Raw genomic sequence first — 15799 nt, forward strand, 5'->3', positions numbered from 1 at the left:
GCTAGTGGTTCCGACTACTACGGCCCACAGTGGACTTTCACCACCTAGTTGGCGCCCATGCCGGGCGCACTCAAAAAAGCAGCACCATAACTTACAAGAGTTATGATACTGCCTAATGATTCATGTGTATAATGCTTATATTTTTAATTGTTATGCCTTAAAAGCATGCTTTGACTGCTTAAGAAATTCATTTGCAGCTGGTGCAATTACTCGGTCTTTACGCCAAACCATCACGCAATTTGTAGTCACTGCTGGTTCAAACGGGATAAATTTATTTTCATCACCAATTCGACCCGTTGTTGCTCCTTCAATCGTTAACGCAGATCCAACTTGCCGTTCAACTAATGGAATCGTATTAAACAATAAATTCATATTGCCCACTACGTTTAATTGATCTGATTTTTCACCCACCCAAGAAGTTAACATCGCTTGAACGGCAGGACGAGCAGAAACTATCAGTGGTGCCCCCAAAATATTATCCGGTGTAATCACTTTTTCTTCTGCTAAAAATGATGTGTTTGACACGAGCAATCCCCAACGTTCTACTCGTGGTAAGACAATTTTATTATATTTGGCTGTATCGACAGGCGCTAATAAAATCGCCAAATCAATGAGCCCTTTATCCAGTCGATCGGTAATATCATCCCCAGTAGCCGTATAAATATTGAAAGTCACTTCAGGATAGTCGGCCACAAACTCTTCAAGCATCATTGATAGCGTGTCTGAATTATCTGCCTCGACGCAACCAACAGAAATATTTCCGCTAAATAGTAGTTTCTTTTGATCTTCAAATTCTTGCTCAGTACGTTGTGTTAGCGATAAGATTTCTTCGGCTCTACTTTTTAAAAATAAACCGGCTTCGGTTAATTTTAACCGATTCTTTTCACGGGTAAATAACTCTGTCCCCAGCTCCGTTTCAAGTTCTCGAAGCTGATGGCTCAAAGTCGGTTGTGTGATATGTAATTGTTCTGCTGCTTTGGACACATAATTTTCTTCTGCAATTGTCCAAAAATATCTCAACACTCGAATTTCCATTTCTTCCAAACTTTCTTGATACTATTTCTGTACGCTGACTTAATAATATTCTACAATATAGATAAATACTAGCGGGAGGATAATTGCATGAATGACAAGCTAAAGCGATATACCATTCAAATGTACCACGTTGTGATTGTCCTATTGGCAATGATTTCAATCGCCCTTGTTCTTTTAGATTATACAGATAATTTAGATATAAAACAGGCTCCATATTCATGGATTGACTGGGGCATCTTGATTTTATTTGCCATTGATTACTTCGTCCGCCTATTTTTAGCTACCAATAAACGTAAATTCTTTCGGGAAAATATTTTTGATTTATTAGCCATTATTCCTTTTGATGCCTTCTTCTCACTCTTCCGACTCAGTCGAGTCATGCGTGTGACACACATTCTCAGAGCGATGAAATTACTGAGACTATTACGAGTAATTGGACTAACCGGTAAGATGCAAAAAAACTTTAGCAAATTTTTTAATGCTCATGGACTAATTTATATTTTCTATTCATCACTAGCAATTGTGTTCTTCGCAGCCGTTTTGTATGCGGTGGCTGAAAATGCATCCCTCGTAGACTCTCTGTGGTGGGCCATCGTAACTGTGACCACCGTCGGCTATGGTGATATCTCACCTCATACCGGTGTTGGTCGGCTGGCCGCAATTTTACTGATGTCATTAGGGATTGGTTTTATTGGGGTGCTAACGAGTTCTATTACCAGTTATTTTGCCGAAGAAACTGATCAAAAAGACATGGATGAACTGATGACCGAATTAGAAACCATCCGTAAAGAAAACTCCGAAATTAAGCAAGAATTAACTAAATTAAATCAACATTTAGATGCACAAAAAAATGCTAATCACAAAGACGATTAGCATTTTATTTTGCGGTCCAACCTCCATCGATTGGCACCACGGTTCCATGAACATAATCAGATACATTACTCAGCAAATATAAACTAAGGTTGGCAACTTCTTCTGGTTGCGCCCAACGTTTGGCAGGTGTTTCAGCAGCTACTTGCTTTGCCATCGCCCCGTCACCAGCAAAATCAGCAGCATTCATTGGGGTGTCTATCGCACCCGGAGCAATACAATTAGCCCGAATTCCCTGTGCCGCAAAATCATAATCAAGTTGCTTGGTGTAGCCAATAATAGCGTGTTTCGACGCGGTATACGCAGCACCGCCACCACCTGCCACCATGCCAGCAATTGATGTCATGTTTAAAATAACCCCATGGGTTTGTTGCAGCATCACTGGCAGAATCTGATTCACCATTAAAAATTGCGATTTTAAATTAGTATTCATAATTTTGTCCCATAGTTCACTAGTTGTTTCCAACGTAGTGACATAATTGTCCAAAATCCCCGCAGTATTCAATAACAAATCGCAACCAGCTAATCTAGCTAATTCATCTGTTGCGGCACGCTTAACTTCAGTTTCAACCGATAAGTCCGCTTTGATTATTGACACTAACTCAGACTTTAATTGTAAAAGTTCTGGGGTGATGTCGATGTCAATTGCACAAACCATCGCACCTTGACTAAGCAAAGCCTTAACTTGCGCTAAGCCAATGCCAGATCCCGCTCCGGTGACAATCGCTTTTTTACCTTTCAAATCTTCAAACATATTTATTCAACTACTTTCCAATCACTCGCTAAAATATCGCAAACTGTTGGTTGGAACATTGATAAGCTAGGTGTTTCTTTGGTTTTAATTAAAAAATATGGATCTACTGCTTCACCATTTTCTAATGGTTGTTGAACTTCATAAATATATAGTTCTGACCCAGTCCAACTGTCACGAATTACTTTTTGACCAGCTTTTATTTGGGGTAGTATTTCTTCAAATGTCATATTTATTCCTCATTAATTATTTACTTAAATCTATCCGTCTGGATAGTGCGGTAAAAATAACCATTCCGACCAACAATGAAATGAGTTCTCCAGACGCAACCGTTAAATATGTTGGCCAAAATGGTAAGTGACTAACAATATTTAATTCAAGCGCAACGCTCCATGAAAAGATCGTGCAGACAACTGTGCTGACAGTCATTTTATAAATTGGATTTTGGATATGCTTAGCAATCCAATAACTAATCGAAGTCATCACTAAAGTACCTAACGCCCCAAAGATTACATCCACGATGCCTAGTGGCGAGGTAATGTTAGCAATCGCACAACCGACGGTGAGTGCCGCAATATAGCGTTTATTAAAAACTGTTAGATGATTAAACCCTTCAGCCAATCTCAATTGAACTGCTCCATAACTTAACGGTGCTATGCACATTGTCACCGCTACATACAAAGCTGCGACAATGCCAATTTTAGCAATCTCTGTCGACTTACTTTGAGCCTTTTCCATATTTAATTCCCCCTAGTTTTTTATATGGTGGGATGGTTACGAACCACCAACGATTTTTCATCGTAAGTACAAAAGTACCGTAGATAGTATAGCAAGAATTCGGCTTAAATAACAGAGTTCAATAAATATTGACAATAATTCACATTAATTTTTCATATGATTATCATCTTTTCATGGATTATTAATGTATTTATTTATAGTCTGGAATTAGTTTTTTCCCAGCCACTCCTATTTATTTTGAATCTGATTAACTCTATATTCGATAATTTCTCGTATCATCCCCGCTGGTAACGGTAAAGTATAAGGAATTTTTATAGTCCCCTTAGTGGTCTCAAAATTAGTCAATTCATTTTTAAAATGTTCGATAGGCTCTGCAGTTGGATAAAAGCCCAAGTGCCCTTTGGCCGGTGCAAAATAAGCAATGACTTTACCATCTATTTTGATGGCTGGCATATTGTATGAAATAGTTTCAGTGCCATCTGGTGCTGCATCTTGAAATAACTCACGCATGATTTGTGATACTCCTTTTTCCATTTCAGGTAAGTCGTCAAGGTATTCATCGATTGTTTCATATTTTTTCATATAAATTCTCCACTCATCTATCTTGATTATCTATTCATGGTTATTATACACTGAACACATTAACAAATACATTTGATTGGTCGTGAATTATGAACACTATTAATAATATTGCCATTTATTGTGGCGCATCTGAAGGAAATAATCTTAAATTTAAAGAAACTACTATGCAAGTTGGGCAATGGCTGGCTGATCAAGGTATCGGTTTGGTATATGGCGGCGGTGGAGTTGGCTTAATGGGTATTTTAGCCCAAGCCACCTTAGACGCTGGCGGTTCGGTGCATGGAATTATGCCTGAAGAGTTGTTTAAACGCGAAGCTGCCTATAAAGGATTAACTGAACTTGAAATTGTCGATAATATGTCCATTAGAAAGGCCCGTATGCTTGAATCTGCTGATGGATGCATAACTTTACCCGGTGGTCCCGGAACGCTAGAGGAAGCTTCTGAAGCCTTTTCTTGGGCAGTGATTGGCGATAATTCAACTCCTGTTACTTTTCTGAACGTGAATCACTATTACGATTCACTAATAAACATGTTTGATGAGATGACAATCAACGGCTTTTTGGCAGAAACAGACCGCAACAAACTATTTTTCTCAGATTCATTGGACGAAATTTATGCTTTTATGGTCAGTTATACCCCACCAGCTGTTCGAACGTATCAACGGGATTAAAACTAAGTAATACTATTATTTTTGGAGGACGTTTCATTGGAACAAACTAAATCAAGAGGATTATTTTTATTGTGGCTGGGTGCAGCCATTTCAATTGCTGAAATTGTCACGGGTACAATGATAGCACCATTAGGAATTGGGCTTGGATTAACTGCAATTATCATTGGTCACTTAATTGGCTGCTTTATTTTTCTGCTACCTGCCGCTTACATCTCTGCAAAACAAAGTAAATCTGCTATTCAGGTCGCAGATATTGCCTTTGGTAAAATTGGTATCCTGGTATTTTCATTTTTAAATGCACTCCAGTTACTAGGCTGGACTGCGGTCATGATAGTCAATGCACAACTTTCTGTAAATGGCATTACCAAGCATCTATTTGGTTTCCATTCCGTCGCACTTGTCTCAATTGTCATCGCCGCCTTAATTATTATTTGGTTGTTATTCAATCATGATTGGCTATTTAGAATTAACAATATCGTCGTTATTTTATTAGCTCTCGGATCCTTACTAATAATTTGGGCAATCTTTGACGCCGGTCAGCTAGTTGCTACACCCTCATCCGCATCGATGACTTTTGGGAGTGCTATCGAACTAAATGTCACCATGGCACTTTCCTGGTTACCACTAATTGGTGATTACACCCAACAATCTAAAAGCCCGTTCCTAGACAGTTTTGTCAGTTCGGCTGGTTATTTTATTGGTAGTTGTATTATGTTTATAATCGGCTTGGTCACAGTCATTGTCACCGGTGAATCTGACTTTGCCACGGTGCTAGCACACTCGAATTTAGGTATCTTAGCGTTGCTCATCATTGTTTTCTCGACGGTCACGACAACTTTCATGGACGCTTATTCTGCGGCTACTAACATTAAAAATATTTTTCCTAACTTCAAAACTAATCTAACTGCAATCATTATTACCTTGATTGGTTTACTAATTGCCATCTTCATTTCAATGACTTATTATCAAAATTTCTTGTACACGATTGGTGCGGTGTTCGCCCCACTATTTGCGATTATCTTTGCTACCTTCTTCTTAGTCAAAAGAAAATTACCAATTTGGATCAGTTTTGTTTGGTGGATTATCGGTTTCATGTTGTATTCATATGTTCAAAAATTAGATTTAATTCTGGGAACCACCTTACCACTTTTAATCATTATGTGCTTAGGTTATTACCTAACTAGTTTGTTAGTCAAAAAGAGCCGAGATTAAAAGTTTGTTTTACATCACCAACTAAATAAGGATTCAGAAAAGTAAATTTTACTTTCTGAATCCTTATTTATTTTGGCCATTTTTTAGCCTAGTGATTATTGATTAGCAATATCATAAGTGGTCTTTCCATCCTTAGCGGTAAACATCGGCTCAGTACTTGCCGGTTTGGTAACCGTCAAAGAATATCCTGCACCCATGGCTGATTTCAATTGCTTAGATATTTTTACAATGCTGCCTGTTAAAGTACTCCAACCAGCAGCATCTGCCTGTGTAGGATCTTGAACGATATAATTTAAGCTTTTAACAGTATTATCATCTGTTGGTGTAATAAAATAGGTTTTGCTATCTTCATCATATGTCACTGAACCAAATGATTTAAAATTCTTTTTTAATTGGGTTAACACATTTTTTTGGGCAGTGGCTGCAGTTTGTTCGGAAGTTTGGCCGGTTAAACCAGCTTTTCCAGTTGCTGCAATTGAAGCTGCAGCAGAACTATTTGAAGAGGTATTTTGACTTTTGGCAGCAGAACTAGCTGCTGATTTTGCTGCAGAACCAGCTGTTTGTTCTTGACCGGTCCATTTTGGCCACATCCCCCAAACACCAACGCCAACAATTACAATGCTTAAAACAGTCATAAACGTTGCCCACATCCAAGTACCATATTGTTGAATTGAATTAACTAGATAAAAAATACTCATAATTAACATCAATCCACCAATTATTACAAATAAAATCATTTTTAAATCCCCCTAGATATTTTTTTATTAAACTCCTAATTGTGTACTGCTCTTGATTTCGCTACAATAGAATTATCTTATTTTAAAGGAGCGTCCTTATGAAAAATATTTACCTTGCAGGTCCATTTTTTAGTGATGAACAAATTGATCGAGTATCGAAAGTTGAAAGTGCTCTACGTGAAAATCCAACGGTGAATCAATTTTTTAGTCCAAGACTATCTGACGAGAATGATGATAAAATTAATGATGGCTCTCCACAATGGGCCAAAGGTGTTTTCAACCATGATGTGGAAGAAATTGACCGTGCCGATGTCATTGTCGCCGTTACAGATTTCATCCATGAAAATGTTGATAGTGGAACCGCATTTGAAATTGGCTATGCCTATCATGCCAACAAACCACTCATCTTATTACAAGAATTAGACGAAAACCTGAACTTAATGGTTAGCCAAGCTGGACATTATTACACCAAATCAATCGAAGAACTTAAAACCTACAACTTCGATGAACTACCTGCCAACAAATTCACTGGTAAATCATTCTAATTTATTCGATAAAAGCATTTGCAACCGCAAATGCTTTTTTAGTTTTCAATAAATTATTCGCCGCTATATTCTAGCAAAGCTAACATATCGTAGTCTTTAATTTTTTCTCGACCCTTTAAATCAGTCAACTCAATAATAAAAGCAGTTCCTACGACAATTCCACCAAGTTCTTCAACCATTTTAATTGTAGCTGAAATTGTTCCACCAGTCGCAAGCAAATCATCCGTGACTAATACACGTTGACCTGGTTTGATGGCATCCTTTTGAAGTTGCAATTCGGCCGTGCCATATTCCAAAGCATAAGTTGCGCTGACCGTTTCACGAGGTAATTTCCCCTTTTTACGAGCTGGCGCAAACCCAATACCCAATTCATAGGCAACTGGGCAGCCGACGATAAACCCTCGTGCTTCGGGTCCAACAATCATTTCAACTTGCTTGTCCCGTGCAAATTTTGCAATTGCATTGGTGGCTTGTTGATAAGCTTCACCACTTGCCATTAATGGTGAGATATCTCGAAAGATAATCCCTGGTTCCGGATAATCTGGAATACTTGCGATGTAGTCTTTTAAATCTAATGCCATTTCATATTCTCCCTTAGTGCTTTTGGACAGCTGAAATGATTAATTTTCTTAAATCTGTCGAGTCACTATATATTAATTCACGTTCAGTTTCCATTTGGATTTGTCGTTGCTTAAATCGATTTGTTTCTTCGAGCGCAACAGTTTGTGGGTTATCAACCCGATTGAGCAAACCATCTTCTATTTTAACAAAATCGGCTTCAGAAAACACCTGTATCATGAAAATTAACTTATCTTGATTGATTTTTAAATAATCACTAAGTAATTTCAACTGTGCTTTCAAGTTTACATTTTGATGCGATTGCACAAATTTGAACAGTTTGCCGAACTCTTCTCGGGTTGGCATGCCACTGAGGTACACGCTATGCTTTTCATAAAACAGCACTCGAATAATTGATGGTGCATTGGTGATTTCCAATACATGTTTCATATCCGCAATATTGACCGGGCAATCAACAATCGTCAAAGTTTCAATTTGAATTTCACTAGTAATTTCATCCGCAAAAATGATTGATTTAGCATCAATATAATTTGTTAGTTGCGCAGCTAAATCATGATTAAAAAATAAATACTGACCAGAGAATTCAAACAATTCTTCCGATAGATGATTAGTTCGTTGATCAATGACTTGAGTCCCACTCACTAATAAATCCTTGACCATCAATTGAACACTTTTGTTGCCGCGCCATTCATTTTCATCTAACGTGCCCGCAATAGATATTTTATCCTTGCTGGCCGTGATTTGATCAACTAAATCACCACGATTAAATGCCACTGCGTTTACCTTGCTGTTGTCACCGACCATTTCAAATTTCAAATGGGCATTTGTTTTGCCCATCGATTTAGCATTGTCAATAGCAGTGTCTTCTAGCATGACCACTGGACGTTGATTATTCGTGCCAAATGGGGCTAGCTGTTCAATTTGAGAAAACGATTCCAAATTTAAATCATCTGGGGTAACACTTGCTGCTACCTTCAAAACCCGTTTTGGTTGGCCAGCTAAATTAGCTTCATCGGCTGCTTTTTCTAAGGCAACCTGTAAATTATCTAGCTCGGTATCTTTAAGTGAAATTCCGACCGCCATTTGATGACCACCAAACGAGGTTGTAATATCACGAACGACATTAATACTTGAAAATAAATCAAAACCTTCAATGCTTCTTCCAGAACCTTTAGCAATGTTAGTTTCTTCATCGATATTGAGCACTAAAGTTGGCTTGTTGGTACTTTCTACAATTCGGCTGGCCACGATACCAAGAACACCTTCGTGCCATCCTTGACCTGCAATCACCAAGGTTTGGTTATCAAGATTATAATCTGCCGTAGCCATTTCAAGTGCTTCTTTAGTAATATCAGCAACAACTTTTTGCCGCTGTTGATTCAATTGATCAACCATTGCTGCTAATTCAACAGCTCGCTCATCATCTAAGGTTGTGAGTAACTCTACGCCTAAGTTAGCATCATCCATTCGTCCTAATGCATTCAGTCTTGGCGCAATTGCAAAACCAATATTGGTTTCATTTAAATTTTGTTCATTCACGCCGGCTAATTTAACCAACTCATGAAGACCGGGACGCATTCCCTGTTGTAGTTGTTTGAGACCATACGTAATTAAGATACGATTTTCATCCGTTACTGAGACTAAATCAGCAATTTCACCAATCGCAACGAGATCTAGTAATTCACTCGGAAATTCTTCAAGCAAAGCCCAAGCAACTTTAAAAGCCACTCCAACGCCAGATAAATCGCCAAATGGATAATCAGTGCCAGGAAAACGTGGATGAACAATTGCAAACGCGTCAGGTAATATTTCAGGTAGCTCATGATGATCTGTGACAACTACGTCAACACCATGTTCATTGGCAAACCGAATTGCCTCGTTTCCTGAAACTCCATTATCAACCGTGACAAATAACTGAGTGCCACTATCGATTAATCGGCCAAACGAATCCACATTGGGACCGTAACCATCAGTAAAACGATTTGGAACATAGTAACTTACGTTTGCTCCAACGGTCATCAAAGCCTCATACATAACTGAAGTACTCGTAATCCCGTCAGCATCATAATCACCATAAATGGTAATTTTGTCACCATTTTCAATTGATTGACGAATTCGTTCAACTGCTTTATCAATATCATGCAATGCATCTGGTAAATAGATGTCATCAATTTGCGGATTTAAAAATTTTTCAACTGTTTCACTTGAGGTATATCCTCGATTTACTAAGATATTACTAATGGTGGGTGTGAGTTTAAACTGGTCTTGCAGTTTCTTTGCCACATCCGGTTCAGAAACCTCAGGTAATTTCCAATTAAATTGCGATTCTAACACTAAATTTCCCACCATTCTTATTTATGTATTGGAGCTTCGATTGAAACTCCGATTGTTTCCGATTCACTCAGCTCTACTTTTTTATCGGCTTCCTGAATCAACAATCTCCGTCTAGCTTGAATACTTATGGCTCCTTGAGCCATTTCATATCCTTTGCTAGTACTCAATTGTTCCCGATTCACTCAGCTCTACTTATTTATAGTCAAAGAACTTTTTAATTGCCCAATCACCAAGACCAGGTACAATATGATATCCCCAAATAGCAAAGTTAAAGTACCATGGAATATTAATTTCACGAACTGGATAACCAATGCTACCCCAAATCCGTTTGGCAATTGTGGTTGAGTCTAACACCATGCCACTTGGCAAATGGCTAAGGTAGCCACCAGAAGAATCAGCTTTGTCGAAAAACTTAGTTTCCACTGGGCCAGGATTAACAGTCAGGACTTGGATACCGTAATCAGCAACTTCCATCCGGAGAATATTACTAAAACTGATTACACCTGCTTTAGTTGCCGAATAAACACTACTATTCGGAGTTGGAATTTTGCCTGCAATTGAACCAATGTTAACAATCGCGCCAAATCCTTGACTCAACATTTGTCGTGCTGCTTGTCGGCTTAAATACATCAAGGCCAATAGATTCAACTGCACCATTTTTTGCATTCGTTTTCTGGACTCTTCAATTATCGGTGACATATCACCAAAGCCAGCGGCATTGACCAAAATATCAACACTACCGACTTCACGTTTGATTCGAGCTAACACATCATCAATTTGATCTGGATCCGTTAAATCTGCATTGAAGGCAAACGCAGGACGACCAGATAAAATTAAACATTTTCTAGAAACATATTCCAACTTACGTAAATTACGAGCCACTACGACGACAATTGCACCACGTTTAGCTGCCTCATAGGCGGTTGATTCACCAATACCACTTGAACCACCAGTAATTAATACGATTTTATTTTTCAAGGAACGCAATGCTTTTAGCTGATATAACGTTAACATGATTCGTCACCTCTATTAGAATTTATCCTTTAAATGGAATTTCAAAAATATCAAAATCATTAACAACACGGGTATCTGCAAAAATGTCTCGAACTTGATAAGCTAATTCATACGCATCCTTGCCAATATATCTTGCAGAAATATGAGTCAATAACAACTTGTGTGCCCCAGCTTTTTTCGCTTCTTCTGCGGCTTGCACACTAGTTGCATGGTAATGATTTCTGGCAAGTTTAGACTCACCTTTCCCATACGTACTTTCATGCACTAAAACATCCGCATCTTTGCCTAGAACAACACTGGCTTCTGTCTTTCGAGAGTCACCTAATATAGTTACAATTCTACCCTTTTGTGGGCGTCCTATAAAGTCATTTCCATCTAGAATTTGGCCATCTGGTAATTTTACAGTTTTACCCGCTTTTAATTGGCCATACAATGGGCCTGAAGGAATGCCAGCCGCCCGTAATTTATCGACTAACAATTCACCTGGATGGTCTTTTTCAGTGATTCGATATCCAAAACATTCAATCTTATGGTCTAAATGATCACACTCAACTTTGAATGTATCATCTTCAAAAACAATGCCCGGATCTGAAATTTCCACAAAGTTTAATGGATAACTTAGTTTTGATTCACTAATGGATAAACTAGTTTTCACATATTTTTGAATCCCCGTTGGTCCATAAATAGTGAGTGGTTCATCCCCACCTTGAAACGAACGTGAACTCAACAGCCCTTGTAAACCAAAAATATGATCACCATGCAGATGAGTAATAAAGATTTTTTCTATTTTTCGTGGACGAATTGTGGTATTTAAAATTTGATGTTGTGTGGCTTCACCAACGTCAAATAACCACACCGAGTTTCTTTCTTCTAGTAAGCGTAAAGCTATGCTAGTCACATTTCGTTGCTTGCTGGGAGACCCGGCACCGGTACCTAAAAATTCAATTTGCATAATTTATTGACTACTTTCTATACACATTTTATTGTGCTATTACGAATACATCACTATAATAATTTTAGCATAGTTTATGCAATCAAAAACACTAACTGGAGGAACTTATGCGATTAATTGACTTCAACACATCAACAGCCGACCTATCCGGTTCGCACATTATTTATGTCGAAATAAATCACCAAAGCCATCCAATTAGTGAATTAAATTTAGGTCCAACGGGCCAAATTATTTTGATTACAAATCTCAAATTGAAACCACTCACCTTGAATCAATTTCAAGCGCGGGTTTCACAATTAAATCCAGACGAACATTTTTACTATCAAGACACAGATACCCGTTTATTTGGATATCGATTAGACCACAATAATATTTTATTAGGCTAATTCGATACTAAGTACACAGATTATTCTACGAAATCAAAAGTAAATTTCCGAATTTGAACGGTGTCGCCAGTTTCTGCCCCGGCCGAACGTAATGCTTCGTCAACACCCATTGAACGCAGTTGACGAGCAAACCGCATTGCGCTTTCTTCATGATCTAAATCAGTCATGTCAAATAAGCGTTCTATCTTATTACCAGTCAAAATCCAGACACCATATTCATCCTGATTGATTTCAAATGGTGCTTCATCTTCTTCAAATTTGTAGAGCTCAGAAACTGTTTCATCTGCATCATCTTTCATCAAGAAGGATGGAGTTTCATCTAATAACTTAGCCGTTGCTTGTAACAATTCAGCGACTCCTTGATGGGTAATCGCAGAAATTGGGAACAGGACAGGTTTGACTTCAAGCGAATCATCTGCTGCCAATTGTTGCTTAAAGATTGCCAAATTATCAGCTGAGTTAGGTAAGTCCATTTTTGTGGCTACCACAATTTGTGGACGTTTCAACAATTCGGGATCATAACTAGCTAATTCAGCATTAATTGCTTTAAAACGTGTAATCGCCTGGCCTTCATCTTCATTACTCATATCAACCATGTGCAAAATTACTCGCGTACGTTCTATGTGACGTAGGAATTGTAAACCAAGTCCAACACCCTTTGAAGCGCCAGCAATTAATCCAGGCAAGTCAGCCATGGCAAAGTCACGACCGTCATCTATTTTAACCATCCCCAGGTTTGGAACCAACGTGGTAAATTCATATTCCGCAATCTTAGGCTTTGCACCCGTGACCACTGACAGAAATGTTGATTTGCCAACTGATGGAAAACCAACCAACCCAACATCAGCCAGCATTTTCAATTCAAGTTCTATTTCTAACTTTTCTCCAGGTTCACCATTTTCAGCAATTTCTGGCGCTGGATTTTTAGGACTGGCAAAGCGAATATTACCACGACCACCACGACCACCAGCAGCAACGACTAATTCATCGCCTTCATCGACTAAATCGCCCATGATGATACCAGTAGCCGTGTTTCGCACCGTAGTTCCTTGAGGTACAGAGATCACTGTATCTTCGGCACTACGACCAGTCATTTGCTTAATCATACCTTTACCACCATCCGTGGCTTTAAAAATATGATGATATCGGAAGTCCATTAAGGTTCTTAACCCTTCATCGACCCGCAGGACAATACTGCCCCCACGTCCACCATCGCCACCGGCTGGGCCACCGTTTGGGACGTACTTTTCGCGACGAAATGCAACCATTCCATCGCCACCCTTACCGGCCCGTACTTCAATTTTTATTTGATCTACAAACATTTATTTTCTCCGTTCAAATTTATCATAAGCTACTAGTATAGGTGATTTTCAAGTGATAGTCAAAGTATGTCAGCAACGTTAACTAACTGGCTTGCGTAGTCTTCACCTAATCATGACTACTGCCCTTGGCCACTTCTGCATTTTTTTGTAAAGAGACCTTAATTAGTTGGGCGGTGTTTTGTGGAATGCCTAACGCCCGCAGTTCATCAATTGACGCTGCCGCAATTTTACTAATTGATCCCATTTCTTTTAACAATTTATTTCTTGTGCGTGGTCCAACTCCAGCGATTTCATCCAGTCGTGAACTGAGTGAATGCTTATTATGCACTTTACGATGGAACGTAATTGCAAAGCGATGCACCTCGTCTTGAATTCGTTGCACTAAATAAAATCCCTGACTTTTAGGGTCCAAATTAATATGTTCATCATTATCACCAAACAATAAATCTGCCGTTTTATGATGATCATTTTTAACCATTCCCACGACCGGAATTTCAAGTCCAAGCTCATTTTCAAGCACATCCTTAGCCGCATTCATCTGAATCTCTCCACCATCCATAAAAATCATATCTGGCATAGCTTCATGTTCTTTCAATAAGCGGGTATAGCGCCGACGAATGACTTCTCTTGTGCTGGCAGCTTCATCCGCATGATCGACCGTTTCCAACTTATACTTTCGGTATAGATTTTTATTTGGATGGCCATCCGTAAAGACGACCAATGCTGAAACTAAATCTGAGCCCTGAATGTGAGAGTGATCAAACGCTTCAATTTTATGACCTAATGGTAATCCTAAAGCATCTGCAATCTCTTGCATTGCTCCTACTGACTTTCGTTCGTCTAATTCCAACAATCGGAATTTTTCTTCCAGTACAAGCCGAGCATTTTTCTCGGCCAGTTCGAGCAATTCTCGTTTTTCACCACGTTGCGGCGTTCGAACCGGTACGCCTAAAATTTCGCTAATTTCGTCCGCTTGAATCCCTTTTGGTACCAAAATTTCTTTAGGTAACACATTGTTCTTTCGATTATAAAACTGCATGATAAACGTCGTCATTTCTTCTTCAGCCGTATCAATGATTGGAAATAATCGTTTTTCACGTTTCATTAAACGGGTTTGTCGAATAAAGAAGACCTGAATCGATAACCAACCTTTATCCATATAGAAATTAAATAAATCTCGTGGCGTTTTATCGTTAGAAATGATTTTTTGCTTTTCAACGGTCACATCAATATAGTGCAATTGATCGCGTAAGTCACCAGCGCGTTCATATTCCATCGTTTCGGCAGCTTGTTTCATTTCCGCGTTTAATTTTTGTTTGACCTTGGTAGTATTCCCACTTAAAAATGACTTAATCCGTTTGATTTGTGAATCATACTTTTCAACGGGGACCTCTTGAAAACATGCACCCAAACATTGACCCATATGATAGTACAAGCAAGGACGTCCTTGATAACCATTACAGCGTCTTAATGGATACACTTTTTGAATGAAATGAATCGTCTCTTCGGCCGCATAAACATTTGGATATGGTCCGAAATAATAGGCACCATCTTTTTTAACTTCACCGGTAATTTTGATTTGTGGGTCCCGTTCTTTGGTGATTTTAATGTAAGGATAACCCGTGCCACGCTTTAAGCGGATATTGTAATAAGGTTGATGTTTTTGAATTAACGTAATTTCTAATAAAAATGATTCTTTATTAGTCGAGGTCACGATAGTTTCAAAGTCAGCAATCTCGCTGACTAATCGTGCAGTTTTACCTTCATGGGCACTTTTAAAGTATGAACGCACTCGATTACGTAAATTTTTTGCTTTTCCAACATAAATAATCTGGCTGTTTACATTTTTCATCATGTAACACCCAGGTTCTGCTGGTAACAATGCTAATTTATGTTCTAAATATTCACTGGCCATAGGCTCGACCTCCGTTTCAGATAACTTGTTAAATTATAGGCTATTAAAGTACTTTTGGCAAAAAAATGAACTTTATTTCGACAAAAAACTCTCTGAGGATGTCGCTACGCTCCATTCCTCGTAACCATATCAAGAAATAAAACTGCCCTCAAGATT

The 15799-nt window shown here is 38.6% G+C and carries 17 protein-coding genes and 1 riboswitch; of the genes, 5 read left to right on the forward strand and 12 right to left on the reverse strand.

Annotated elements, in window-relative coordinates; genetic code table 11:
• Positions 1–150 precede the first annotated feature (150 nt).
• The gene (locus tag FFM59_RS07495) at positions 151–1035 is read right to left on the reverse strand and encodes a LysR family transcriptional regulator (protein WP_137602421.1); all 885 of its coding nucleotides are present in this window, start codon (positions 1033–1035) and stop codon (positions 151–153) included.
• A gap of 87 nt (positions 1036–1122) precedes the next feature.
• Between FFM59_RS07495 and FFM59_RS07500 the strand changes: the two genes are divergently transcribed.
• Positions 1123–1908, forward strand: a complete 786-nt coding sequence (locus FFM59_RS07500) for an ion transporter (protein WP_137602422.1) — start codon at positions 1123–1125, stop codon at positions 1906–1908.
• Positions 1909–1912: 4 nt separating this feature from the next.
• Here the strand turns inward: FFM59_RS07500 and FFM59_RS07505 are convergent, their stop codons facing one another.
• The 4 genes from FFM59_RS07505 to FFM59_RS07520 all read right to left on the reverse strand — a co-directional run bounded on the left by FFM59_RS07505 (position 1913) and on the right by FFM59_RS07520 (position 3976).
• Complete coding sequence (locus FFM59_RS07505; RefSeq protein WP_137602423.1) at positions 1913–2659, reverse strand: 3-oxoacyl-ACP reductase; 747 nt, start codon at positions 2657–2659, stop codon at positions 1913–1915.
• A 2-nt stretch (positions 2660–2661) separates the two neighbouring features.
• Positions 2662–2886 carry a DUF2829 domain-containing protein gene (locus FFM59_RS07510; protein ID WP_137602424.1) on the reverse strand — a complete coding sequence of 75 codons (225 nt, stop codon included), beginning with the start codon at positions 2884–2886 and terminating at the stop codon, positions 2662–2664.
• A gap of 16 nt (positions 2887–2902) precedes the next feature.
• Positions 2903–3394, reverse strand: a complete 492-nt coding sequence (locus FFM59_RS07515) for a QueT transporter family protein (protein ID WP_137602425.1) — start codon at positions 3392–3394, stop codon at positions 2903–2905.
• Between the two features lie 6 nt (positions 3395–3400).
• Positions 3401–3447: riboswitch (PreQ1 riboswitch) on the reverse strand.
• A gap of 175 nt (positions 3448–3622) precedes the next feature.
• Positions 3623–3976 carry an iron chaperone gene (locus FFM59_RS07520; RefSeq protein WP_137602426.1) on the reverse strand — a complete coding sequence of 118 codons (354 nt, stop codon included), beginning with the start codon at positions 3974–3976 and terminating at the stop codon, positions 3623–3625.
• An 89-nt stretch (positions 3977–4065) separates the two neighbouring features.
• Here FFM59_RS07520 and FFM59_RS07525 point away from each other — a divergent pair, with 89 nt between their 5' ends.
• On the forward strand, positions 4066–4647 hold the full coding sequence (locus tag FFM59_RS07525) for an LOG family protein (RefSeq protein WP_307722425.1): 582 nt from the start codon (positions 4066–4068) through the stop codon (positions 4645–4647).
• A 36-nt stretch (positions 4648–4683) separates the two neighbouring features.
• Complete coding sequence (cytX, locus tag FFM59_RS07530; RefSeq protein WP_137602427.1) at positions 4684–5859, forward strand: putative hydroxymethylpyrimidine transporter CytX; 1176 nt, start codon at positions 4684–4686, stop codon at positions 5857–5859.
• Positions 5860–5954: 95 nt separating this feature from the next.
• Here cytX and FFM59_RS07535 read toward each other — a convergent pair whose 3' ends face one another.
• Positions 5955–6596 carry a DUF308 domain-containing protein gene (locus FFM59_RS07535; protein ID WP_137602428.1) on the reverse strand — a complete coding sequence of 214 codons (642 nt, stop codon included), beginning with the start codon at positions 6594–6596 and terminating at the stop codon, positions 5955–5957.
• Between the two features lie 98 nt (positions 6597–6694).
• Between FFM59_RS07535 and FFM59_RS07540 the strand changes: the two genes are divergently transcribed.
• Positions 6695–7141, forward strand: a complete 447-nt coding sequence (locus FFM59_RS07540; protein WP_137602429.1) for a nucleoside 2-deoxyribosyltransferase — start codon at positions 6695–6697, stop codon at positions 7139–7141.
• Between the two features lie 53 nt (positions 7142–7194).
• On the opposite strand, the gene FFM59_RS07545 is transcribed toward FFM59_RS07540, so the two are convergent.
• The 4 genes from FFM59_RS07545 to rnz form a co-directional block, all read right to left on the reverse strand.
• Positions 7195–7722 carry an adenine phosphoribosyltransferase gene (locus FFM59_RS07545; protein ID WP_137602430.1) on the reverse strand — a complete coding sequence of 176 codons (528 nt, stop codon included), beginning with the start codon at positions 7720–7722 and terminating at the stop codon, positions 7195–7197.
• A gap of 13 nt (positions 7723–7735) precedes the next feature.
• On the reverse strand, positions 7736–10054 hold the full coding sequence (gene recJ, locus FFM59_RS07550) for a single-stranded-DNA-specific exonuclease RecJ (RefSeq protein ID WP_137602431.1): 2319 nt from the start codon (positions 10052–10054) through the stop codon (positions 7736–7738).
• 192 nt (positions 10055–10246) lie between these two features.
• The gene (locus FFM59_RS07555; RefSeq protein ID WP_137602432.1) at positions 10247–11068 is read right to left on the reverse strand and encodes an SDR family NAD(P)-dependent oxidoreductase; all 822 of its coding nucleotides are present in this window, start codon (positions 11066–11068) and stop codon (positions 10247–10249) included.
• Between the two features lie 22 nt (positions 11069–11090).
• Positions 11091–12020, reverse strand: a complete 930-nt coding sequence (gene rnz, locus FFM59_RS07560; RefSeq protein ID WP_137602433.1) for a ribonuclease Z — start codon at positions 12018–12020, stop codon at positions 11091–11093.
• A gap of 107 nt (positions 12021–12127) precedes the next feature.
• On the opposite strand from rnz, the gene FFM59_RS07565 reads away from it, so the two are divergent.
• On the forward strand, positions 12128–12406 hold the full coding sequence (locus tag FFM59_RS07565; protein WP_137602434.1) for a hypothetical protein: 279 nt from the start codon (positions 12128–12130) through the stop codon (positions 12404–12406).
• Between the two features lie 20 nt (positions 12407–12426).
• Here the strand turns inward: FFM59_RS07565 and obgE are convergent, their stop codons facing one another.
• Entirely contained in the window at positions 12427–13728 is a 1302-nt protein-coding gene (obgE, locus tag FFM59_RS07570) for a GTPase ObgE (protein ID WP_137602435.1), read from the reverse strand.
• 106 nt (positions 13729–13834) lie between these two features.
• On the reverse strand, positions 13835–15643 hold the full coding sequence (uvrC, locus tag FFM59_RS07575; protein WP_137602436.1) for an excinuclease ABC subunit UvrC: 1809 nt from the start codon (positions 15641–15643) through the stop codon (positions 13835–13837).
• Between the last annotated feature and the right edge of the window lie 156 nt (positions 15644–15799).

The organism is Paucilactobacillus nenjiangensis, from assembly GCF_005405445.1.
Classification (GTDB): domain Bacteria; phylum Bacillota; class Bacilli; order Lactobacillales; family Lactobacillaceae; genus Paucilactobacillus; species Paucilactobacillus nenjiangensis.